Genomic DNA, 26419 nt, shown 5'->3' on the forward strand with positions numbered 1-26419 from the left:
CGACCGGTGAGTCGACGAAGCGCGCGGTCGAGGTGTTCACCGGGATGAAGCTGCCGCGCGCCAACCTGACGCTGCTGCTCAGCGACGCGGCCAGCCTCAACGCGCTGGCCGACCGGGTGCGCAACCTGCTCGGCCCCGAACTGGTCCAGGTGATCCGGGCGGTGGCCGCGGCCGTGGACGGGCAGACCGCGGCCCGGTTCATCGCCCAGACCGCGCCGTTCGTGGCGACCAGCCCCAACGCCCTGCTGCAGGTCGCGGCGCTGCAGGACCAGACCGCGGACGCGATGCGCGGCTACGCCGTGGAGATGGACTACGCCGAACGCCAGGCGCTGATCATGTTCATCTTCATGATGGTCGAGCTCGCCATCGCCGCCGCGGAGGCGTTCTTCGCCCCTTGGGACGCGGTCGAACGGGTGGTGACCACGCGCACGATCATGCAGACGGTGCTGCACTCCAACCTGGTCCGTATCGCGGCCCGCAGCACGGCGATGCAGATGCTGTTCATGCCCGGCTCGGCGTTGCTGGCGCAGCTGTCGCAGATGGCTGACGGCATTCGCAACGGCATCGACTGGGGCGAGGTCGGCAAGCAGGCGCTGTACGGGCTGTCCGTGGCCTTGCTGAGTACGGTGGCCGGGCCGCTGATCGGCAAGGCCGCCGGCAAGTTCGCGGCCAGTCTGGAGAAGATCGGGGTCAGCAAGTCCTACCGGGAGCCGTTCGTCCGGCTCGCCACCTCCCCGTTCGAGGTGGTCATGGAGGTCGGCGGTGGCGCCGGCGCCAGCCTGATGGTCGACCACACGTACGATCCGAAGAACGCCGACGGCGACGCCATCTCCGGTGCGGCCGAGGCCGGCGGCGGTGTCGTGGCCAACCAGGCTGGTGGGCTCGGGCGCCGGGGTGCGAAGGGCCTCGGGTTCACCCCGAAGCTGCCGCGGCTGCGGCTGTCCGGCGGCACGGGCTTCACCTCCACCGGTACGCCGGTGCTGCCGTTCAAACCGTACGGCTCGGACTACCGGCCCACGGACACCGGCCTCACGACGCCGGCTACGGCGAGCCCGGATCCGACCGGCCCGCTCGCCGTGTCGTCCACGCCGCCGCCGGCCTACTCCTTCGGGTCGCTGCCGCTGGCCCCGGTGCCGTCCTGGGTCGCTGCCACCGATCCGCGTGCTGTCGGGTGGCAGCGGTTCCAGGAGGAGCTGGCCGGCCGGTACCGGGATCTGCTGGCTGAGGCGGCCCGGGGTGCTCAGCTCATGGCATCGCTGCCGGTGTCGGTCGAGCGGGCGTTCGCCCAGTGGGCCGCCGCCACCCGGCAAGACCTGGCCGATGCCGGCCCCCTGGCCGGCTTGCTGACCGCGGTGGGGGTGCCGCCGGCGCTGGTCACCGAGCAGTTCCTGGCTGGCGTGCGGGACCGTGCGGTGGCGGTGGTCGCCCCCGAGGCGCGCGCCTACGGCATTTCTGCGGTGTCTGTCGGGCACGCGCTGCCGGTCGAGTTCGATCGGCAGGCGCTGCGGGCGGTCGCCGAGCTGGCGGCCGATCACCGGGTCGGGCAGTACTTCGCCGGGCTCGGGGCGAGCGGGGTCGCGGTGCCGCCGATGGTCCGCGACGCGGTGGGGCAGCAGGTCCGGCTGCAGGTCGAGCGGGGTGTCAATGCGGCACTCGGCGGCAGCGTGCTGCCCAGGATCAGGGAGCTGGTCTCGCAGGAGGAACGGATACGCACGCCGTTCGACTGGAGCCGGCTCCCGCATCTGCTGGTGGGCACGCACGTGCCGGCCGCGATCGACGTGGTCCAGCAGGCCACGAGCGACCTGCCGGCCCGCCTGGGCACGGTCTCGGCCGAGCTGGGTGTGCCGGTCGAGTCCCCGGGCGTCGGGCTGCGTGGCACGCCCACGCCCGACCTCACCGTCGCGGTGCGTGACTGGCAGACCGTGGCCAGGCCGGCGATGCCGCAGCTGTTCGACCGGTTCGACCTGGCCGGCCGCGAACCCGGTCCGTTGGTCCTGGCCGCCACCGGGCAGCAGCTCGCGGCCGTGCCGCCGGCGCCGGTCGTGTCCGGGCCGGGTGCCGCGCCGACGCCGGCCGGCACTGTGCGCCCGGACGACCCGGCACGGCAGGAGGGTGCGGGTTCTGTGCCGGCCGAGGCCGCGCCGAAGGCTCTGGCCTGGCAGACGGCACGCGACGCCGCCCGGCAGGAGGCCGGTGCGCGGTTCGACCGGTATGCGCACACGGTGGACCGGCCGCTGCCCGGTGGGGAGGCGCTGGAGCGGATCCGTTCGGCGTACCTGGCGCAGGTGGACTCGAGCTTCGCCGCGCATTTCCCGCCGTCGGGGCCGGCCGACGTGGCCGGCTACGACGCCACCCTGGACCGGCTCACCGACGGTCTCGGCGACCGGCTGGCGTTCGAGCATCTGCTCGGCGCGGCGGTGCAGGCGGCGCCGACGCAGTTCGCCGCGCTGGCCGCCCCGCACGCGGGTGTCCTGCCCGGCACCGAACATCTTGCCGCGCAGTTCCAGCGTGAGTGGGCCGCCGGTTTCCGTGACGCGTTCGGCCCGGTCAGCGTGGACGTGGTCGGCGGTGCGCGGATCGGTGACGTGGTGTTGCCGGGTGATCTGTCGCCGGGCGAGGTGTCGAGCCAGTTCGCCTGGCTCGGTGGGGTGAACCCGTATCGCGATCTCGGCTTCGACTTCGAGACCAACTGCGTGCTGGCGGCGATCGGCACGGACATGTCCCTGGCCGCCGGGGTCGGGCACCAGGTGCCGCCGGAGACGTTCCTGCCGGTGGGGCACCTGGAGCGGTACACCGGCCGGAAGCTGGTCGAGGCGGCGGACTACGCGGCGGTGGTGGAGGTGATGAAGGCCGCGAGTCCGGGCGCGCGTGGCGTGGTGGTCGTGACGGGCAAGGACGACCGTGTCTCGCACGTCGTCAACGTGGTGCGGACCGATGACGGCAAGGTGGCGTTCCTGGACGGGCAGCTGGGTGGGGCGGCCCGAGTCCCGGCCGACCCCGGCCGGCTGCGGTTCGTGGCGACGACGGACGGGGTCGGTGACCCGCGACCGCCGTCGACGGCGCCCAGCGGCGTGACCGCGACAGTCCCGGAGCATCTGGATCTGGCCGGCATGAACACGGCCGCCCATGCCCAGCCGGTGTTCCAGGTGCCCGCCGACGGCAACTGCCTGCTGTACGCGTTCATCGCAAGCTCGCCGGCCCAGGCCGCGGCCGCGCTGGGGCCGGGCCTGGCGCCGGACCTCGCCGCGTTCCTGGGCGACCCCAACCGGGTGCGCTGGAGCATGCAGCACACGGGCGTGACGGCGAACTCGGAGCTGGGGCGCGTCAGCCGGCTGCTGCAGGACCGGGTCGGCACCTACCTGACCACCAACCGCAACGCGCTTCCCGCCGAGGTGAACCGGCAACGCATCCATTTCCGGGACGCCGTCGAGCGGGAGGTCCGGACGCTGGACCCCCAGCAGGTGCTGGCCCGGCTCGACCAGCTCGAGCACAGGCACGTCACCGACGCCGGCTTCCTGCCCGCGGCGCGGATCCAGCAGCGGTACGCTGCCGCGCGCGCCGCGACGCCCGACCCCGGTCCGGTGACCACGGTGCCGCAGGAGCAGCTCGACTTCATCAACCAGCACGGCCCGCGCATCCCGGTGAGCGAGGTGGACCCGGCGCGGGTCGGCGACTATCTGGTCAGCGTCTCGACCGTGTCCGGCCGCCAGCTCGGCGACGACGAGTACGACGAGGTCCGCCGGTCCGTCACCAACTGGCGCAACCGCTGGAGCCACCCGTCCGGGGAGTTCCTGGTTCCGCTGCTGGCGCATGCGACCAACAGCCGGATCACCATCTGGCGCGCCCGTCCGCATGGCGGCGTGTACGTGGCGGAAACCTACGGGCCCGCCAGCGGTACCCCGGTGAGCGTCTACCACGTGCCGGCCGACCCGACCACCGATAAGCCCCCCCACTACAACGCCGTCGCCCCGGCGCCGACCATTCCGGCCCCGCCGGCCCCGCTAGCCCCGCCGGCCCCGCCGGTCGGTCAGCAGAACCAACCGAACCAACAGCACCAACAGCAGAACACGCAGCAGCACCAACCGCCGTCGACCGACCGGCAGCTGCGCGACATGGCGGCCGGCCTGCCGGAGAAGCTTCGGGTGCAGCGCGCCATCGGCGGGACCCTGCTGCACGCCGACAGCACCGGCGGCGCGATCAGCCCGCGGGTGCCGGCGCCGACCGGCCCCGGACCGGCCGTCCTGCTGGACCCGACGGTCACCGACCCCACCGTGCTCGGCGACGCGCTGGCCGGCCTGCGGCCGCAGGACACCACGCTGGCGGTGCTGCACTGGCCGCAGGATCAGTCGATCAGCGCCGCCCACGCGCGGGAGATCACCACCCAGGTACTGGACCCGCAGGCCCGCTCGGCGGTGCTGTCGGTACCGCGGGAGGCGCTGACCGACGCGCCCGCCCAGGCCGACCCGCTGGTCCTGCCACTGAACGCCGACGGCGAGGTGACCTTCTTCAACGCCCGCCCGCAGCGGTACCTGTTCCTGCCGGCCAACTCCGGCCCGCAGGCCCGGCCGACCCCGTACGGGCTGCCCGAGACCCGGCCCGGCGTCTACCAGTTGTCCGACGACTGGGTGATCTGGGACGGCGGAAGCCACCTGTGGATCGGGCCGGCCGCGGAACTGGCCCGGGTCGAGCCGCTGCTGCCACCGGCCGGCGGTCAGCTCACGGAGCCCACCGTGTTCCTGGGCTGGCGCGGCACCGAGCCGCCACCCCGGGTCCGCGAGCAGGTCGGCCGCGTCTTCGCCGGGATGCCGCACGGCGTACCGACCCGGCTGATCACCTCCGGCGTCGGCCTGGACCGGCACACGTTCGACCCGGACGAGGTGACCGGCCTGCCCGATGGCGTACGGCTGAGCCATGTCCCCGGCGGGGTGCTCGCCCACACCGGACCGCTCCCGGCATCCGGGGCCGCGGCGATGCACTGGGGCGACCTGGCCACCCCGGACCGGCCGCGGCTGGTCCTGCACGAGTCGGTCGCCGACCCGGTGGCCGTGGTCCGGGCGGTCCAGGACCGCCTGGGCTCGAACGCCGCGTCGCTGCGGGTGCTGCTCGCGGTGGACCCGCCCGCACCGGCCGGTGGCCCGGGCGCCCCGGGGCGCGCCGCCCACGCGGCCGACGCGCTGCGGCGCGGCCTCGGCGGGACGGTGGAGCTGGTCCTGCCGGTCGGCGCGGTGGGGCGCAACCCTGCCGGTGCCGCCGGCCTGGTACCGCTCGACACGCGCGGGCAGCAGACCCTGCCCGCCGCCGCGCATGCGCACCTGGTGCCGGTGCAGCCGGCGCCGGCACCCGCCGCCGGGCCGCTGGGCCTGAGCCCGGCGACCGGCGGCGGATACCAGGTGATGCCGGGCTGGACGGTCACCGAGCACAACGGCGCGGTCCTGTTCGCCGAGCACGGCACCGATCCGGGCACGCTGCCGCCGGAGGCACTGGCCGCGCCGCCCGGCGCCGTCGCCGTCGTCATCCAGCCCGGCGGCGGCGTGGTACCGCCCGAGGTGGCCGCCGCCGTGTCCCGGCTGCTGTCCGGCGTGCCCGAGGCGGACCGGCACGTGTACGTGCACGCCGACTCGTCCAGCGTCGGGCCGGCCACCCCCGAGGCCGAGGCACCGGCGTGGGTGCCGCCGGCCACGCCCGACCGGCTGGCGCTCGCGCTGGGCGACCCGAAGGCCACCCTGCCCGACCTCGACCGGGTCGAGGAGGCGCTGCGCGCCGAGGCACAGCGTCGCGAGCTGACCGTGCCGGCCAGCGAGTGGGAGATGCTGCACCAGCGGCTGCTCAACAACTACCCGCTGCTGATCGGTCCCGACGGATACCTGTTCCCGCTGGGCGGGATGGAGGTCCGGGTCCGCCTGGATCCGGACGACCCGCAGCTCGTCAGCAACCCGGCCGGCTCCTCGGACACCGCCGTCGAGGGCCCCTCCGTGGACGACCTCGAACACCGCGGCTCGCAGGACGGCCGCTTCCACGCCAACGAGATCATCCAGGGCGTCTTCCAGACCGGCGCCCACGGCCAGGGCGACGGCACCACGATGCGGGCCAACCGCGTCCGCGGCGATCTCAACTTCGACGTGCCGCTGGGACCGACCGCCCACTTCGGGCCCAAGTTCAACTTCACCGTCAACAAGACGGACCAGAAGTCGAGCTACCTGATCGACGCGGAGAAGGGCCGGGTGCTGGACACCCGCGCGGACTCGACGTTCTACTCCTACCGTCCCGGATGGGCCATCGACAGCCGGGACGACACCGGCCCGTGGCACCGGGTCGCGCTGACACCGCCGCCGGCCGGGACGCAGCCGGCCCGGCTGGTGGTCGCGATCCCCGACCACCTGCTGGTCGACCCGGCCGAACAGGTCGTGGCCGACCTGCCCGCGGCCGACCCGGATCACCCCGAGCGGCCGAGCCGGGACAACCTGACCCGCCTGCCGGAGACGTTCTCGGCCAGCAACCTCACCGGCCTGACCGAACTGTACGACCACATCGTGTCGCGGCTGCGGACCGACGGATTCGACATGTCGATCAACAGCCCGATGCGCCAGGAACTGCAGCGTAAGCTGTGGAACACCGAGACCCACCTGGACGAGGCGGTCAACCGGCGGGCCCCGGGTGGCGCGGCCACCGACGCCGGCGGTGCGGCCACCGGCCCGCAGAGCTCGACATCGCACGCGCCGACGGATCCGGACTCGCGGGGATACCATTTCACGCTCCACGAGAACGGCAAGGCCGCGGCCACCATCCGGGTGCACGCCCGCAGGCACGGCGACACGGTCCGCGTGGGCAACACCAGCGATGCCGCGCACATCGAGAAGGTCCGCACCGCGATCGTCGGGCATGGCGGCGAGTTCACCCTCGGCCAGAGCAGCGGCGTCAGCTTCGGCGGCGGCTCGGAGTTCCCGCTGGCCCGGGACTACGGCGATCCGGCCGTCTTCAAGGAGAAGGCCAAGTTCGGGTTCTCCGCCAAGGGCGGGGTCAACTGGAACAGCAACGACGGCGGCGGCGCCACCCACGCGTCGCTGAACGTGATGGTGTCCCGGTACACCGGCATGACCGGCGGCCACACGGTCGACCTGGAGCTGTCCGCCGACGTGTCCACGTCGCGGCGACCGACCGAGCAACCGCGCACCACCCCGACCGTCGACGGCTCGGCGGTGGTGCGGCTGTCCGAACCGGACGCGTTCGCGTACGGCTTCGGCGTGGACGCCGACGCGTTCACCCCCACCGGCACCGCCAACCCGCCCGCCGCGCAGGCTCCGGGGAAGCCGGGCACGGTGCCGTACCAGGACTGGAGCGGGCAGCTGCGCAACACGGGCAAGCATCCCGAGGACACCGGCGGGAACCTCGTCCCGGAGCACGTACTGGCCGGACGGGGCCTGGGGCAGAGCCTGGCCGACGTCGACGCGGCCGCGGTCGCGCAGCTCAAGGCGAACCTGAAGCGGGAACTGATCGCCAGCGGGTTCCTGCCCCCGGGCGAGGAGCGGATCTGGTCGCGGCTGGACGAGAGCGCGCCGGGCCCCGGGCACGCCCGCACCCCGGCCACGGCCGACCTGCTGGAGAAGGCGAAGACGGCCGCGTTGCGGGGCAAGGACACGGTGGTGCTGTCTGCCAAGGAGGCGGTCGCACGGGACATCGACGCCTGGGTGGACAACCTGGACCTGGTCGACAAGCTGGTCGCAAGCGACGGTCTCGAGTCGCACTTCGACACCCTCACCCAGGACGGACTGACCTTCACGCTGCACAGCTGGCGCAACGGCGTGATGCGCACCGCGGAGGTGACCGTCCACGCCCGCTCCCGGATCACGGACGAGGTCGGGCCCGACGGCAACTCGGTGCACTTCGACCGGCTCACCGACGAGCACCACGTGGTGAACCTGTCCATGGCCTTGGGCATCGCCGGTCAGGGGGCCGGCGGCACCCAGGGCTGGTCGTTCGAGGGCGGGTTCAGGTTCGACATGGCCCCGACGGCGGCCCCGCTGGAATCGGTCGGCATCACCGGCGGTGCACTGAGCCGCAGCGTCGGCGCCTCGGACCGGCTCACCCGCATCGTGAACCGGCCGGAGCTGCTGGAGTACCCGGGCCGGGTGGGCAAGTTCAACCTGCCGTACGACTTCAGCTTCACCGTGCGCTACGACGACCGTGCCACGCCGCACTTCAACCCGTCCGACGTGAGCGGCAACGTGCACGCCGCGCTGCTGAACTTCAACAGCGATCCGTCGACGTTCAGCGCGCCGGCCACCCAGGACACCGCACCCTCGGTGCTGCACCAGGGCGTCGTCTACTACCTCGACACGCACGGCCTGAACACCGAGATCCGCAACCAGCTGCCGGACCTGACCCGGGCGGGGCACCCGATGACCGGCCCGCTGACCAGCCTGGCCAACCTGATCGCGGTGCAGTCGCACTTCAAGGAGGCGCTCCACGGCCACTACAGCACCGACACCCTGGTCGAACCCGGATTCTTCGCCAACACCAACGCCGCGGCGTCGATCGGCGTGGACCGCATCGGGCCGGCCCGCTTCGTGGGGGCCACCCCCGACAAGTACGTCACCGGCCTGATCGAGCTGTACCTGGCCGAGGCGGCCAACTCCGCCAGCCGCTCGTTCGCCAAGACGGTGAACCTCCCCGACGTCCGCTTCGGACACGCGTTCACCAAGGACGGCCGGGATCTGGTCAAGCTCAGCTTCTCCGAGTCCGTGAACGTCAAGGTCAGCGACAGCTCCGCCGAGGAGACCAAGCGCACCGGCGGCCTGGAGATGCTCAAGCTCGCCTTCAACCGCGCGTACGCCTTCCACGCACCGGTCGACTACAGCGTGCGGACCGGCACCCGCACCCAGACCGGCTTCATCTTCAGCAGCAACCGCGCGGCGGCGCCGGCCCAGGTGCGGGGCCGCGACATGATCTTCCTGCTGCCGGAGCCCGAAGCCCTGGGCCGGTACGCGGAGGACCAACTGCCGCTGAGCGAACGGCAGCTGATCGACGCCATGGGCCGGTGGGCCGGCGGTGAACTGACCCTGCCCGGCAACACCGTGGCCGGCCTGCTGCACCGGTGGCGGCAGGAGGTGGACGCCCGCGTCGGCACCGGTACCCCCGACCTGGGCGCCTTCCTGGTCCGGCACGAGATCCAGCGCTGGGCGCACACCCTGGCCACGCGCCACAACGACCCCGACACCCGCGACGTCGTCCTGAACGAGGATCTGCGCCGGCAGTTCGGGAACGACTTCGGCCGCACGCTCGACCCGGACAAGAATCCGTTCCGCGCCCTGACACTGCCCGCGTACATGACCCGCACCGGTGACCGCTCCCTGGGCCACTCCGGCGTGGACGACCTGACGCTGTTCACCGGCCCGGCCACGGACAGCCGGCCCCGGCCCACGACCACCCTGCTCGACGCGGTGGTGGGGCGGATCGAGGCGGTGGCGCCCGGCCTGCTCGGCGCCGGCGCGAACGCCTGGCACCAGGCCGACGGCAGTTGGGGCGCGCTGATGTTCTCGCCCGGCCAGCAGATCATCGGGACCTTGCCCGGCGGCCTGGAGTCGCTGCAGGCCACCCTGGCCGGCCAGCGGGCCAACATCGCGCTGTCGGACATGCTGCACCAGCACAACGGCGTCACGTTCTACTTCGTCGACCGCAAGGGCGGGGTCCTGGCCGACGTGGTCGAGGTGAAGGTGTCGGCCACGCTGGAGGGCCAGCCGCACTACACCGACTGGGTGCCCGACTACGGCATCGAGAACTACGGCCACGCCTACGCCGCCTACGCCGTCGGCCTGAGCCACTCGATGGGCTGGAACATCACCCCGGCCAGGTTCGGCTTCTCCAAGAACGGCACCCCGGTCGCCGGCGGCGTCTCGGCGTCCTACGCGCCGCAGGGCTCGCGCAGCCTCAAACGCTCCGAGCAGGGCACGCGCGAGCAGACCGTGTACGACTGGACCGGGCACTACCGCGCCTCGACCGGCGCGCGGATCACCATCAGCGTGCGCCGGCTCAAGATGTCCAGCCGGCCGCTGAACTCCTTGCTCAGCAGCGTCTGGGACGGATCGGCCAACCTGCTGGCCTCCGCCGGCAGCTGGGCCGCTGCCAGCCTGCCCGCCCCCACCCCGCCCCCGGCCGGGAGCGCGGCCACGGCCCTGGCGAGCTTCCAGCTGACCAAGGGCGCCAAGGCGATGGCCGCCGCGCTCGCCGACGCGAAGGTCGTCCAGTCCGACTCCCTCGACTACGACGCCCAACTGGACTTCAAGGTGCCGAGGGGCCTGGCCGAGGCGACGGCGATGCCCCCGTCCACGACGCTGGACCTGCGCGCGCTGCCGCCGCTGCCCGGTGACGTGTACGTCAGCGGCGCGCTGGTCGACGACCTGTTCCCGGCCGCGCGCAAGCTCATGGCCCGCGAGCTCAGCTCGGCCAACGACGACGAGCACTACCGCGGCAGCGTGGCCCTGCCCGGGCTGCTGTCCCGGCTGAGCGTGGACAACCACCTACCGGACATGGTGGTGGAGGGCGGGTACACCCTCGCCTCGCACCTGTTCACCGCCGGCGCCTCCAACAGCCGCGTGGCCATGCGGTTGTACGCCTCGCTGCACGGTATGGAGATCATCAGCAGTATCGTCAACAGCACCGGCACCGGCCGGTACGCGAAGTTCCAGGTAGGCGCGGCGGCCACCCAGTCGCGCAACCGGTGGCGGGTCAACCTCGACGGAGAACTGTCCGGCGCCTGGCCGATGCCGGAGACCCACGTCGGCGCTCAGGAGGACACCACCTCCGGCGGAAGGTTCACCACCGGCGGCAACCGCAACGCGCCGATGAGCCACAGCGCCACCTACGAGGACAACAAGCGCAACGAGACCCACGTCAAGATGCAGGGCGCGGTGTACCTGGTCAAGCTGCGCGGCCGGTTCCGCCTCGCCGCGGTCCCGCACACCCACAGCCCGTTCGTCCCGGACGCGAACACCGGCCCGATCGGGCCGACGCGGTTCGGCCCGGATGTCGCCGCCACCGGCTGGATCACCGGCGACGTGTACGTCGAGATGTTCGCCGACGAGGTCCGCGAGATACAGCGGCAGATGAACGACCGGCCGCAACAATGGAACCTCGGCGTCGCCGGGCACTGGCCCGCACCGGCCCCCGGCGCGCACCGGGCCGACCTGGACCAGTTGCTGGAACGGTCCACGCCGGCGGCCATGGCCGCCGGCGCGGGCGCCACCGTGCCGGCCGCCACATCAGCCGGACCGCCCGGCCGGGCCACCGGCACCGTCGCCGGCCGCCGCGTCGAGCCGGGTGACTTCGACGCCGGCCAGGCCGCCCCGCACGCCGCGCTGCTCATCCGCGACCAGCTCGGCAACCACCACGACACGGTGCCACCGATCGAGTTGTCGGCCGACGCGCGCACGCGGTCGCGGCGCCGGTACGAGCTGCTGCTCGACTGGGCGGTGAACCATCTCAACACCTCGACCCCCGGGCAGCAGGCCACGGCCGACCTGGCCGAGCTGACCGCGTGGCAGGCCCAGGCGGTCGCCGGCAACCTGCCGGCGACCCAGGAGATGGACAACCGGGCCGCCGACATCGTGCAGCGGGTCCGCCAGGTCCAGCCCGCCGGCGTGGCCGCACCGGAGCAGCCGCACGAGGTCCAGATGCTCGAGCGGGACCCGATGACCGTGGCCCGGGCAGTGACGTTCGAGCTCGGTACCCACGCCGACTTCACCGCCACCGACGCGCGGGGCACCGTGTCGCGGTACCGGATCGACCCGGAGGGCCGGGTGGTCGAACTGCGCGCCCAGGCCGGCTCGTACACCCCGGTCACCTCGGAGCAGGTGGTGCGGGAGCTACCCCTGTCGCTGCGACACGAGGCCGTGGAGGCGGGTATCGACCGGGCGCAGCAGCGCAGGATCTACGAGGAGCTGCTGGAACGCACTCCGATCCAGATGGACGCGGCCGCCCGGCTCGGGCCGGAACTGCGCCGCCGCATTGAGCAGGCCCGGAATGAGGCCGACGACAATGCCCGGATCTGGCTCACCGGTGGCCTGCCCCGTCCGGTCGGCGTCCCAGCGGCGGGAACCGGCGACGCGGCCCGGGGTACCGCCGAATCGCCCGACTCCCGTGCCGGGCGGGTCCGCCGGTTGATGGCCGCCGGCCTGCCGCCTGGGTGGTCCAGCACCGGGCCGCTGCACGAGGTCCCGGTCAGCCCGCTTCCGGGTACCCGGATGTGGATCGCCCGGCCGGAGGGCACGGTCGCGGCGTATCTGCACGTTGACGGCGGCTATCGGGTGTTCGACCCGTTGGCCGGCGGGGGTGAGCAGACCGTGACCGCTGCGGGGTTCCGGCAGCGGTTCGGCAACGCGCGGGCTGTCACGGTGGTCGAACCTGACGTGCTGCGCAGCTGGCTGGTGCACGATGGCGATTGGGGCGCTTCGCAGCGGTTTGCTCTGAACAACCTGGCTGCGCTCGTGGCTGATCCGAACGCGGTCGGCCTCGCGCAGGAGCACATGCAGCCGTCCTCCCCGGCCGGTCCGGGCGACGCGGTGCTGAATCTGCACAGGCCGCTGCTGGACGCGATCCGCAGCGGTCAGATGGCCGTTGCCTACGAGTATTTGACCGCGGCCACACCGGCCGCCCGGCATGCGGTGCTGACCGGAGTGTTCGGCAACGAGGGCGTGCTTACCCCGGCGGGGCTGCGCGCCATGGCCGATCTGGCGATGGCCACCCCCGACCCGGCCCCGGACACCGCGCGGGACGCCGGGATGCTGCGGGCCGTGGCGGACATCCTCGACCCGTCCGCCGGCCCGATCGACCGGTTCCGTGCCATCGCGGTCGCCACGTGGGGCGTGCCCAACCCGCAGGCCTGGGCGACCACGCTGCAGAATCTGGCCGGCGAGGTGGCCGACGCGGGGCAGGCTGCGGATGTCCGGGCGCTGCACGACAGCGCCACTGACCCGACGCAGCGGATGGCCTACCACCAGAACGAGCGGATGCTGGCTGCGATGACGCCCGAGCAGATCACCGGGCTGGCGCACGCGGTGGCTGCTACCGGGCTCGGTGCGGCCGCGCTCGCGCCGTTGTGGCACCCCGCCGGCGACGCCGCGGGGATGCTGGCCGCGGTGCAGGGGGCCCCGCCCGGCGCTGGGCCCGCACCGGTGGCGCCGGCCACGGTCACCCATGGCGTACCGCCGGGCCCGGCCACGCTGGAGCAGTGGACCGCCCTCACCGACTGGGACCGGTCGCGTGCCTTCCTGGACACCCACCGGCACGAGCTGCTGTCCGACACCACCCATCGCGAGCTGCAGCGGCGGCGCGCCCAGGCGCCCGCGGATGACGCCGCCCTGACCGTCCAGGACGGCCTGCTCACCCTGGCCCGGTACGGCCGGATCGAGGACGGCTACCGCTACCTCACCGGCGCTGTCCCACCGGCGCCCGCGCGGGTCGAGCCGCTGAGTACCCCCCAGCCCACCGACCAGCAGCGGTTCCTGCACCAGCTGCTGAGCCACCCGGAGCTCGCCGAGCCGGCCGCCGTCGGCGCGCTGGCCAAGCTGGCCGCTGCCCTTCCCGGACCGGTCGACCGCGCCGACGCGGCGATCCTGCGGACGATCGGCGACACGCTGGCCGGACTGACCGTCGACGACGCGGCGGTCACCGGCACCGTCCGCCGGGCCCGTGCGGCGTTGAGCGAGCCGCAGCGGCAGCAGTGGGCCGCCACCGTCCGCACTCTGGCCAACGCCACCGCCGGCGCCGGCGGGGCGGCCCTCGGGCACCTGTCCCAGCGGCTGTACCCGGCGCCGCAGGCCCCGCCGGCCGCCCCGACCGGCACCGCGCGGCGGGACACGCTGGAGCGGCTGCATCTGGCGGCCCAGGACCTCCAGGCCGCCCAGGCCGCGCTTGACCAGGCCCGCCGGGGCCAGCGGCAGGCCGAGGCGGACCGCGACAGCGCCAGTACGGAACACGAGCAGGCCCGCACCGACCTCACGGACACGCTCGCGCGGATCCGGTCTGCCGAGAGCACGGTGCGCCGGCGCACCGACGAACTGCCCGGCCTGCAGACGGCCGCCCACCAGGCGAGCGATGCGTTCCGGGCCGCGGAGGCAGAGGCCCTCGCGGCCGAGCACGCCCGCGACGCGGCCCCCGACGACCCGACGCTGCGCCGGCCGGCGATCGACTCGCGCAAGGCGGCGGAACTGTTGCGGGAGCCGGCCGAGACCGCGCAGCGGCGCCTGTCCGACGCGCAGGACGCCATCAGGGACGCCAACACGCTCCTCGGCCGGCTCAACCCGACGCTGCCCGGCCTGCGCCAACAGGTACGGGACACCGGCGACGTCCTCGGCGCCCGCGAGGCGACCCTGCACACGTACAACGAGATCGCGCGGATACGGGATCAGCAGCAGCGGGAGCGGACCGTGGCGCGCGACGCCGCCCAGGCCCATGTCGACGGGATGCGGCTGGCGGATCCGCCGTCCGTTCGCGGCGTCGTGGTCACCGATCTGGACGGCCTGCTGGCCGATCTGGCCAGGTCGGGGCACGACACCACGACCGTGGTGGCGGTGCTGGCGAACCGGCTGAGCGAAGGGGCCGGCGGTACGCTGCCGCCGCGCCTGGTCCTTTCCACCGATCAGAACTGGAAGCCCGCAGACGGGCCGTTGCCGAGCGACGAGGCGGCCGTGACCGGGCTGGACCGGCCGATCCTGGCCAGCCGGCTGGCCGGTGCCCTGAACACGATGGTGGAACTGCGTGTGGCCGGACCCGGCTCGCCCCGGCCCCGGTCGTACCTGGCCTATCCGGGCGGTGAGGTGGTCCGGCTCAACAGCACCGGCGGCCCGGAAACCCTGCACCAGGCGATACAACGGCTGCCCGAGCACATACGCGATCAGCTGGGCGCGCAGCACCTCTCGCCGGACCTGACCTACCGGCTGGAGATCCTGCACCAACGCGAGATCGAGAACCTCAGCGACTTCACCGCCGACGTGACCGCCCTGGTCGAGCACGCGAACCGGTACCAGCCACACCTGGCGCGGCAGTGGCTCGGCCTGGCGAACCCGCCCACCACGGCGGGCGCGACGCTGGGGCTGAGCGCCGGCCTGGACCCGATGAGCTGGCCGCCCCCCACCGCGGCGCCGGCCGATCCCATCATCGACCCGGCCGACCCCGAGCAGGTCGCCGCGGCCTGGCTGGACCGCGACGCACGGGGCCGGGCGGACCTCATGGCCACCCTGGTGAGCACCCTGCCCGGCTTCACACCTCAACCGCCCACCCAGACCCGGCCCGACCCGGCCCCGGGGGCCCGGGTGGTGGTCGTGGCCGGCTCGGCCGTGGCCGTGGGCCTGGTCCAGCCGACCACCGTGCTGTCCTGGTACCAGCCCGCCGGCAACCAGCACCGGGTCGGCACCATCGCCATGCTGGCCAATTGGGCCCGCGGCCGGGGTGGCGGCGATGTCTGGTACATCGTGCTGGACAACAACGAGCGGATGGCATCTCGCCCGATCGACCCGTCGACGGTTCCGGTGACCACCGTCCCCGCGGCGGCGGCTGCCGTCCCGAAGCTGGACGCCCACCTGCTCAGCGAGGTGAACCGGGAACTGCGGCGCAACAACGCACCGCAGGTCACCCTCGCCGACCTGGCGCCCTACCATGCGGCGCTGGCGGACGGCCGCATCGCGCTCTCGCACACCCGGCAAGCCGGCGAACACCTCGCGCAGACGATGCTGACCGGCGGCCCGATGACGCTCAAGGGCGGCGCGTCGTCGCTCGAGGGCGAGGCGCGGTCCAACCAACTGCACGCCGACCCGGACACGTTCGAGTACCTGCGCGAGACAACCGGCCGGACCCAACCGGTGATCGCGTCCAACCGGTACCTGGACATCGTGGCCGAACAGTCCCCGGACGGCCGGTGGCTGCCGGAGATCGTGATGAAACCCATCGCCATGTTCCGCGGTGAGACCGGCGCCCACGCGCTGCCGGCCGACGCGATCCGGGCGTTCCGGGACACGATCGCCCGCCTGGACCAGGCCGGCAACGGACGCCTGCTGCCGAACGTGTTCGGGCCGGGTACCGGGTACACGGTGGCATCCGGCGCCGAGGAGATCCGGCTGACCCGTGATCCGCACGCCCCGACCACGATCATGGCCCACTACTCCGTGGGTGTTCCCGTGGACCGGGTGGTGGATCTGCTCCAGCACGCGTACACGAACACGTTCCACACCAGGGCGAAGCCGCTGCTGGCCCAGGGCCTCCGGTTCGGCGACACGTTCCGCGGCCGGTCCGGGCTCACCGGCGCGGACGGGAAGGCGCTGCACGGCTTCCTCACCACGGTGTACACCAACGCGGCCGCGAACATCGTCAGCCGGCCCGGCGCGCAGCTCAAGGACCAGCTGCTGGCCCTGTCCCGGATGGACCTGACCGGGTACCGTGCGGCACTCCCGCGGGCGGCCCGCGCGTACGTCGAGAACAACCACGCGGACATCGCCGACGCGATCCTCCAGGACTTCGTGCACGACCGGGCCGACCCGGGCGCGGCGCCGCTCTCCGCGCGCAACGGCGTGCCCGCGGCGCACACCGTCGACGACTACCTGGACAGCGCCCTGCGCCCGGGCAGCGAGCCGATCACGCAGGGCGAGGCGCTCGGCGTGCACACGCACTTCCCGACGCTCGACACCCACCCGGGAGCACCCCCTCTCGTGGTCGTCGAACTGCGCGCGTACGGCCAGTCGCGCGCCCTTGGTTCCACACCGGACGACGTGATCGGCGACCACGACACGATCCGTGCAACGGTGTTCCCGTGGGCCGGCCGGCCGGACGACGGCTTCGCCCAGGTGCAGGCCACCATCACCACCGACGGTACTGTTCCTGACGCGGCCGGGAACCGGGCGCTGGACGCCGTGGCCGACCAGATCGTCCAGGACCTGCGCACCGCTCACGCGATGGGCTCGGCCACGTTCCACGTACACATGGAAGGTGGCGGGCGGGGCACCGCCGGCTGGCTGATATCCCGGCCGGGCGCGGCGGCGCGGAAGGGCGCCACCCGGGCCGACACCATCTGGCAGCGGCTCGACGCACGGCTGCGGCAACGGCTCACCCCGGGCGAGATGGCCGGGATCGCGCCGCTGATCAGCACCCGCGGCGACGGCCCGTCGAGCGGCCCGGGGCGGGACGACTCACCGCTCGACAACCAGTCCGGGCGCCGGACGGTGCTGGTCTGGTGGAACCGCAACGCCGAGCCCGGGACCACCGGGACGCCACTGACCGCGGCCGGCTCGAGCTCGTCCACGCCGGCGCTCATGGTGTACGGGGAGGAGCCCGCGGGCAGTTGGACCGCACCGCAGACGTCGACGGGGACGTTCTCGGTACCGCCGCTGGACGCCGGCCTGGTCGCCGAGGTGAACCGGGAGCTACGCCGCAACGACGCCCCCCAGGTCGGGATCGACGACCTGCGGGAGCTGCACGACGAGCTGGCGAACCGCGCCACGGCCAACCTCAACTCGCGGCGCGCCGGGGACCTGCTCGCTCACGCGAGGATGTCCGGCAATCTGGACATCCTCGGTTCGCAGGGCGGCCCGGGCCTGTCCGGCGGTGCGTCGAGCTCCGCCGCCACGGGCAGCGGGGCACTATCCGGAAGCAGCTCGAACCTGCCCGTGCCGCCGGTGGATCTGGTCGGCGTGAACACGACCGCCCAGCTCCCGGAACTGCGCCGCCGCATCGAGCAGGCCCGCGACGAGGCCGACGACAACGCCCGGATCTGGCTCACCGGTGGCCTGCCCCGTCCGGTCGGCGTCCCACCGGCGGGAACCGGTAACGCGGCCCGGGGTACCGCCGAATCGCCCGACTCCCGTGCCGGGCGGGTCCGCCGGTTGATGGCCGCCGGCCTGCCGCCTGGGTGGTCCAGCACCGGGCCGCTGCACGAGCTCCCGGTCAGCCCGCTTCCGGGTACCCGGATGTGGATCGCGCGGCCGGAGGGCACGGTCGCGGCGTATCTGCGCGTTGACGGCGGCTATCGGGTGTACGACCCGCTGGCCGGCGGGGGCGAGCAGACCATGACCGCTGCGGGGTTCCGGCAGCGGTTCGGCAACGCGCAGGCTGTCACGGTGGTCGAACCCGACGTGCTGCGCAGCTGGCTGGTGCACGATGGCGATTGGGCCGCTTCGCAGCGGTTTGCCCTGAACAACCTGGCTGCGCTCGTGGCTGATCCGAACGCGGTCGGCCTCGCGCAGGAGCACATGCAGCCGTCCTCCCCGGCCGGTCCGGGCGACGCGGTGCTGAATCTGCACAGGCCGCTGCTGGACGCGATCCGCAGCGGTCAGCTGGCCGTTGCCTACCAGTATCTGGCCGCGGCCACACCGGCCGCCCGGCACGCGGTGCTGACCGGAGTGTTCGGCAACGAGGGCGTGCTCACTCCGGCGGGGCTGCGCGCCATGGCCGATCTGGCGATGGCCACCCCCGACCCGGCCCCGGCGCCGGACACCGCGCGGGACGCCGGGATGCTGCGGGCCGTGGCCGACATTCTCGACCCGTCCACCGGCCCGATCGACCGGTTCCGCGCCATCGCGGTCGCCACGTGGGGCGTGCCCAACCCGCAGGCCTGGGCGACCACCCTGCAGAATCTGGCCGGCGAGGTGGCCGACGCGGGGCAGGCCGCGGATGTCCGGGCGCTGCACGACAGCGCCACTGACCCGACGCAGCGGATGGCCTACCACCAGAACGAGCGGATGCTGGCCGCGATGACGCCCGAGGAGCGCACCGGGCTGGCTCACGCGGTGGCTGCCACCGGGCTCGGTGCGGCCGCGCTCGCGCCGTTGTGGCACCCCGCCGGCGACGCCGCGGGGATGCTGGCCGCGGTGCAGGGGGCCCCGCCCGGCGCTGGGCCCGCACCGGTGGCGCCGGCCACGGTCACCCATGGTGTGCCGCCCGGCCCGGCCACGCTGGAGCAGTGGACCGCCCTCACCGACTGGGATCAGTCGCGCGCCTTCCTGGACACCCACCGGCACGAGCTGCTGTCCGACACGACCCATCGCGAACTGGAACGCCGACGCGCCCAGGCGCCGGATGGGAACGCCACCCTGACCGCCCAGGACGGCCTGCTCACCCTGGCCCGGTACGGCCGGATCGAGGACGGCTACCGCTACCTCACCGGCGCCGTCCCGCCGATACCCGCGCCGGCCCAGGCGCCGGGCGGCCGGCGCACCGCCCGGCAGCAGATTTTGCACCAGCTGCTGAGCCACCCGGAGCTCGCCGAGCCGGCCGCCGTCGGCGCGCTGGTCAAGCTGGCCGCTGTCCTTCCCGAACCGGTCGACCGCGCCGACGCGGCGATCCTGCGGACGATCGGCGACACGCTGGCCGGGCCGGCCGTCGACGACGCGGCGGTCACCGGCACCGTCCGCCGGGCCCGTGCGGCGTTGAGCGAGCCGCAGCGGCAGCAGTGGGCCGCCACCGTCCGCGGCCTCGCCGGCGCCACCCCCGGCGCCCGCGGCGCGGCCCTCGGGCACCTGTCCCAGCGGCTGTACCCGGCGGCGCCACCGACCCCGCTGGCCGCCCCGACCGGTACCGCGCGGCAGGACACGCTGGAGCGGCTGCGACGGGCGGCCCAGGACCTCCAGACTGCCCAGACCGCGCTGGATCAGGCCCGCGGGGCCCAGCGGCGGGCCGAGGCGGACCGCGTCCTCGCCCGTACCGCATACGAACAAGCCCAGACCCGGCTCGCGGAAACGCTCGCGCGGGTCCGGTCCATCGAGAGCACGGTGCGCCAGCGCACCGCCGAACTGCCCGACCTGCAAACGGTCGCCGACCGGGCGGGCGACGAGTTCCGGGCGGCGGACGACCGGGCCCTCGCGGCCGAGCAGGCCCGCGACGCCGCGACGAGGGACGCCCAGGCCCTCGCGGCTGAGCAGACCAGCGACGCCGCCCCCGAGGACACGACCCTGCGCCAGCGGGCGACCGATCTGCGCAACGAGGCGGAACTGTTGCGGGAGCCGGCCGAGACCGCGCAGCGGCGCCTGTCCGACGCGCAGGACGCCATCAGGGACGCCAACACGCTCCTCGGCCGGCTCAACCCGACCCTGCCCGGCCTGCGCCAACAGGTACGGGACACCGGCGACGTGCTCGGCGCCCGCGAGGAGGCCGTGGACACCCACAACCGCACCGTGGAAAGACGGGATCAGCAGCAGCGGGAGCGGACCGTGGCTCGCGACGCGGCCCAGGCCCATGTCGACGGTATGCGGCTGGCGGATCCGCCGTCCGTTCGCGGCGTCGTGGTCACCGATCTGGACGGCCTGCTGGCCGATCTGGCCAGGTCGGGGCACGACACCACGACCGTGGTGGCGGTGCTGGCGAACCGGCTGAGCGAAGGGGCCGGCGGTACGCTGCCGCCGCGCCTGGTCCTTTCCACCGATCAGAACTGGAAGCCCGCAGACGGGCCGTTGCCGAGCGACGAGGCGGCCGTGACCGGGCTGGACCGGCCGATCCTGGCCAGCCGGCTGGCCGGTGCCCTGAACACGATGGTGGAACTGCGTGTGGCCGGACCCGGCTCGCCCCGGCCCCGGTCGTACCTGGCCTATCCGGGCGGTGAGGTGGTCCGGCTCAACAGCACCGGCGGCCCGGAAACCCTGCACCAGGCGATACAACGGCTGCCCGAGCACATACGCGATCAGCTGGGCGCGCACCACCTCTCGCCGGACCTGACCTACCGGCTGGAGATCCTGCACCAACGCGAGATCGAGAACCTCAGCGACTTCACCGCCGACGTGACCGCCCTGATCGAGCACGAGAATTCGTCGACCGTTGACCTGACGCCCACGGTCAATCCGCCAGGCCCGCCCGAGGCGAGCGGCAGCGGCGCGCGGGTAACCGATCAGCCGCAGGTGAACCCACCTTCGGAGGTGGAGGTGGTGGAGGAGGACAGCACGTCGCACGACCGGCCGCCCCCGCCGACCGGCAACCGCCGGCTGCCGTGGTTCGCGGGTTCGGGCATGGATGGCGATTCGTACATTTCGTGGGTGCGTACGCTCGACGACGCCGGCATCGGTCGCGTCAGCGAGGACGTCGTGGCACGGGTTGGGAACCAAGGCAATCCGACGCTGCTGCGTGACCTGCGGGGTGCGCTGCGGGAAGCGCTGGCGAACAGCGATCACACGCACTGGACCCGGCTGATGCGCGAGGGCGTGCTGGTCAAAGACGGTGAGCGCTGGGTCGAGGTACGGTTCGGCCTGATCAACCAGACCCGGGACGACACCATCGACGTCGGCCCGCACCAGGGCCGGCCGTGGGTCACGCAGAACACCAGCCGGTACGGCGACACGACGGTGCGGGAGACCAACGTCCAGGGATCCGCGAACAAGGGCGACGTCGGACCGGCGATCCTCGCCCGGGGACTCACGGAGATCCTCGACGTGTTCTCCTGGGCGGGCCACTTCGGCGGTTCCCGGGAGGAGAGCCAGCATCGGGCGACTGCTCGTGAGGTGCAGTCGGGTAACCGGTCGTTGGCCAACGACGCGGACCCGTACTGGTCTGACATCGCGCTGCAGGTACTGGTTGACGGACAGCCACAGGCGCAGCTGGTGACCATGGCCCAGCAGGTCGTCGTGAAGTATCCGCGCGCGTTCGCGGCGAAGGCTGACGACCCGGCCGCGACCGGTACGCGGGCTGGAAACGCGAACGGGGAAGACGCGGGCGGGTGGCACGACGTCGTCGACGACGGCGCGGTGCTGGAAGTCAACAGCTCGATCAACAGCATTGATGTCGGGCCGGTCGTGGCCGCGCTGGAACAGTTCATGCGGACCAACAACTTTTCGAGCTGGAAGTGGTTGGGCGGGAACAAGACCGGGGCGAGCGCCGAGGGCGCCGAGGCCGTGCGCGAGATTCGTGGCGAGTTCCTGCACGAGAAGTCGTTCAAGGACCGCAACCGGTACCTGACCTCGGGGTCGTTGGTCTCCGACGAGTTCGAGCTGCCGGGCGGGAGCAAGGTTGTCATGGTGGGCACGGCGGTACCGCGGCGGGTGCGCCATGTCGGCGACGCCCCGGTCATGATCCGCGACGACCAGGCGTCCACGTTCACCAGCAAGGTGGGGCAGCGGCGTGGTACGCAGGCCAAGATGGAGTACCCGTTCAACTGGCTGTTGCGCAGCGTGGTCTCGGTGTCTGTCTCGCTCGGTGCGGACACGTCCCGCAGCTTCGGCTACACGCTGCAGGAGCAGGAGCAGGCGAAGACGGCGTTCATGTCCAACCGCGAGAAGGGTCAGCAGCGGTACGAGGTCGAATGGGACATCACCGTCGACCTGCTGTCAACGTCGCACAAGTTCCCACCGATCACGGCCCGGACGACCAGCGAGTTCGCCGTCGCGCATGAGCACGCCGCCCAGTTCGAACACCGGGCGCTGGGCGGGGTGCGCACGGACAAGCTCCACGCGGACGATCCCACGCTGACCGATCCGGGCCCGGCCACGGTAGATCCGGCCGTGCCCGGCAACCGGCTGGGCGTGCACCCTGCGGATCTCATGGGCTGGCAGCGGCCGCTGCAGCGTTGGGGGGCCAGCGCGGTGTCCGCTGCCAAGGGGCTCTATTACGGCACCATGGACCGGTTCGCCGGCCCCGGCGGCCCGTTCACGCCGCAGAGCCCGGTCACCGATGCCCAGCAACTCGCGCAGTACGCGCAAGCCCACGGCCCGACCCAGGTCTTCCTTCCGCCGGCCGTGGCCGCGCAACCGCAGTGGCAGGCGTTGGCAGGCAACCCGCAGGTGCGGGTGCTGGTCGGTCCGCTCGACGAGCAGGCCCGGCAGGTCGCCGACCAGACACCGCTGCGGTTCGTCGTCGACCAGGACGGTACCGTGCTCGGCGCCTACAGCTTCGCCAGCCTGGCGAACGGTGCGAGCCACCTGGCCGGCTGGACACCGCAGGCCGGGGCGGGCGGCCGCACCGATCAGGCGCGACCCGCGGCGGCGGCACCGATCCAGGACGCGATTCCGGCGGTACAGGATGGAACCCCACCTGCCCGCGTGCCCGATCCGTATGAACCGCCGGAGCTGGCGTCCCGGCGCGCGGTATGGCCGGCGCGGGCCAGGGAGCTACCGGGTGCGCAGGACGTGTACCCGGCCGCCCTGGCGAAGCTGACCAACCTTGTCCACGAAAAGAAGGTGGGCGATCTGCTGGTCGGTGACGGGCTGGCGAAGCTGTACCGCGACATGGCCGTGCGGTTCGGCGTACCGGGGCTGCGGGCACGGCACGCCGACGCGGCGACCGGCGGCATCGACTACCGGGTGACACTCGGCGACTACGTGTTCGAGGTGACCGCCACGACCGAACTCGGCGACCTGCTCCGACCGTCCACAGTGGAGCCTGGAATCTCCATCGACGTGCAGAACAAGGCCGCGACGGCGATCGATACCGGTGAAAACCGCGGGTGGAACGCGGGCTTCGAGTTCGAAGTCGCCGGGCACGTACACATGGATCACAGCTCGCTGGTCGATCCCGGCGGCAAGTACGCGGCCGGGTACGGCAAGAGCCACAGCGCGCAGTCCACGACGGGCAACAAGATGTACTTCCGGGAGCGGCTCAACGGCGATGCCCGGCGGTTCGACTATGCCACATCATGGCGGGTCGACGCGGTGGTCCGCCGGCACGACCGGCTCATCACCAAGCCCCCTCAGGACACGTTGACCGGGCCGAAGTACTGGACCCCGCTCCAGGTGCCACCGCAGTACCTGCCGGTGGCTACCGGCCTGCCGGGTGCGCCGGAACCCGGCCGGATCCTGGAGTCCAGGCCGCTTCCCGTACTCGGGCCGGCGGTGAACATGGAAGCGGTGCTGCGCGCCGGCGTACCGCGCCCGGGTGGCCACCACGAGTGGGTCATGCCTTCGGGAGAGCTCTCCGGTCTCGCGGCCATGGTGCACGGATCCCAGATACTGACCCACACCACGGGCGACCTGGTGCGCCGTCACGGCGGCGGCGGGCCGGTGGTTGACCGCTCGGACATCGACATCGAGATCCGTGACGAACTGGCCACGACGAACCTGCCCGGCAAGTTCGAGGCGATGATCTCGGGCGAAACGGCGATGATCCGGCTGCCGGACCACAACGGCTGGAGCCGCGCGGTCTCCGTCAAGCTGCGGATGTTCAACCAGCGGTACGAAGGCCGGCGGGATGCCGGCACCGAGGACTACCTGGAGACCGATGGCCGGTACGCCACCACGCACGGGTCGACGGTGAAGAAGGCCGAAGTCAGCGCCGGCGTGATGGATTTCAAGCAGCGCTGGGAGCAGCACGCCCCGACGGATGGCGAGACCGAACATTCGGGTGGCGACTCCGGTACCACAGCGCCGCATCTTGCGCCCCGCGCGAAGGGTGGGACGCAGACGGGCACCGGCACCACGGGAACCAGCACAATGGACAGCGGCTCGATCGCTCGCCGTGTCCTGTACGGGCCGCCGCGTCCGACCTACGAGCGCGCGTCCGGGGAGTCGCACAACGCCACCGGCGGTCACCTCGGCCTGAGTATCGCCGCGTACGCCGCGGCCGGCTACCGGAACCGGGCGGACGCCGTTTTCGAGATCGCCTCCTATCGATGGCAAGGTGACGACGCTCCTGACGTCGCCCGGTCCAACCTTTGGATCGGTGGCGCGGTGGTCGCGGCGGCCCCGCACCAGGTGGCGATGGACCTCGGCTTCGACGTGCCGGTCAGTGAGCTGGCCGACAACCCGAGCGTGCCGCCGGCGCCCGGCACGAACACCACCTATGTGAACACCAGTGCCGCGCTGGCGTTCGGCACGTCAATCACGTTCAGCTCGCCGCAATTGATGAACACCATCAAGGACATGCTGATCGCGCAAGGTGCGCTGACCGCGGAGCAGCGCGATACGCCCAACGACATCGTCCGTGGCATCACGAACAAGTACTCCGACCGGGCGATGCGCCGGACCGCGACAACCCTGCGCGGCGGCGGGGCCATCACGCACATGATCACGATACCGCCGAAACGCCCGACCGGTCCGGGGAGCTGGGCGATCGCCGCCGCCAGCACGTTGGCCGGCAACACCCGCAAGCTGCTGGTCAAGGTCACTGCCCCCGGGTGGGGACCGGAGCAGTACCAGCGCTGGCGGTCCGACGCCACACTGACCGCCGGCGGACAGGCATTCGACATCACCACCGACGCCAAGGAGACGGCCAGCTCCTGGATCTGGGACCTCTCCCACCTCTCGGGCCGTCCGGTCATCGAGCCGAGCGAGAAGCTCCCGACCGGGGCAATGATCGACGTTGGTGGCGACGTGGGCACCAAACACGAGACCAAGATCGAGACCGAGGTGACGCAGACCAGGCGGGACATCCGGCGTATCACCGCGAAGGACACGTCCGGGCAGAGCAATGGCCGGGCCGAGCAGTTCGTGCACGATCTGGACCTGCAGGTCGAGATCTTCGACATCACCGAGTACCACGAAGCGGGCCGCATGATCGGCGATGCGTACCAATGGGCTCGGGAGCAGCTGAAGTTCACCGATACGGCGGCCCTGCCGGTCGCGACCTCGCCGCTCATCACCGGCCAGACCAGCGTCCTGGTGCCCCAGTTCATGGTCCGCGACCGGCCGGCTACGGCCCAGCCGGTTGACGCTCAGCCTGCCACCGGGGCGAATCCGGCTGCTGCGCCCGCTGTCCACGGCGTGCCCCGGGTAGTGCCGCTGAACCGAGCCGCTTTGCCGGGCTTCACCGATCTCATGTCCAAATACGTCCTGATGATCGATGCGCCGGATGCGAACATCGTGGCCCAGTGGGCCCCCCGGGCCGCCGCACCCGTTTCGGGATCGACGTCCACGCCCGGCCTGCACCCGGCCCGGGTCGGCGGTGACATGCTCTCGGTGGCCCTGAGCAACACGAACCTGCGCGGCAACGCCAAGCCGCTGTTGCAGCACCAGCTCTCGGTGTCCTTCATCGACAACCAAGAGCTGAGCCAGGGCTTCACCGTCCGCCGGGCAACCCCGATCGCCCGATTCGACGCCAATGAGCTCAACTTCCCCGAACTGGCGATCGAGCCGGAGAGCAAGAAGGTCATCGCGTCCGAGCTGTCCGCGCGGTTCGAAGCCGGTATCAACTTCGGCCGCGAACAGCACGTCGGCGGCCCCGGTGGGGCCTACCGGTACCAGAGCGTGACGGAGCGGGAGCCGACCAGTTCGGCCGGCGACTACATCGAGTCCAACTTTCAGTTCAACACCGATTTCCTGGTGTACGAGTTCGAAGGCACGTTCGTCACGTACGGCCCCAGCCGCCAGGTCGAATTCGACAGCCGGATGTACGGCATCCTGCCCCGGCCGATCGCGGCCGAACTGCGCCAGGGCTGGCAAGGTGTCTTCGGCGACCCGGACGACGCTTCGATCAACGCGGGGCCGCGGAGGTCCGCCGCCGGCGGCTGACCGGCTCACACCTTCAGGTC

Annotated in this window: 1 protein-coding gene; it reads left to right on the top strand. The window is 72.6% G+C overall.

Annotation, left to right across the window (positions count from 1 at the left end):
- The first annotated feature begins 44 nt into the window (after positions 1 to 44).
- On the top strand, positions 45 to 26399 hold the full coding sequence (locus ACQPY0_RS17745; protein WP_432990145.1) for a toxin glutamine deamidase domain-containing protein: 26355 nt from the start codon (positions 45 to 47) through the stop codon (positions 26397 to 26399).
- The last annotated feature ends 20 nt before the right edge of the window (positions 26400 to 26419 follow it).

Source organism: Dactylosporangium sp. CA-233914, from assembly GCF_050942935.1.
In the GTDB taxonomy this organism is placed as follows: domain Bacteria; phylum Actinomycetota; class Actinomycetes; order Mycobacteriales; family Micromonosporaceae; genus Dactylosporangium.

Bases quoted from the DNA above. Each gene is read 5' to 3' on its own strand.
- ACQPY0_RS17745 (WP_432990145.1), top strand. From the start codon at position 45: ATGAAGCTGCCGCGCGCCAACCTGACGCTGCTGCTCAGCGACGCGGCC.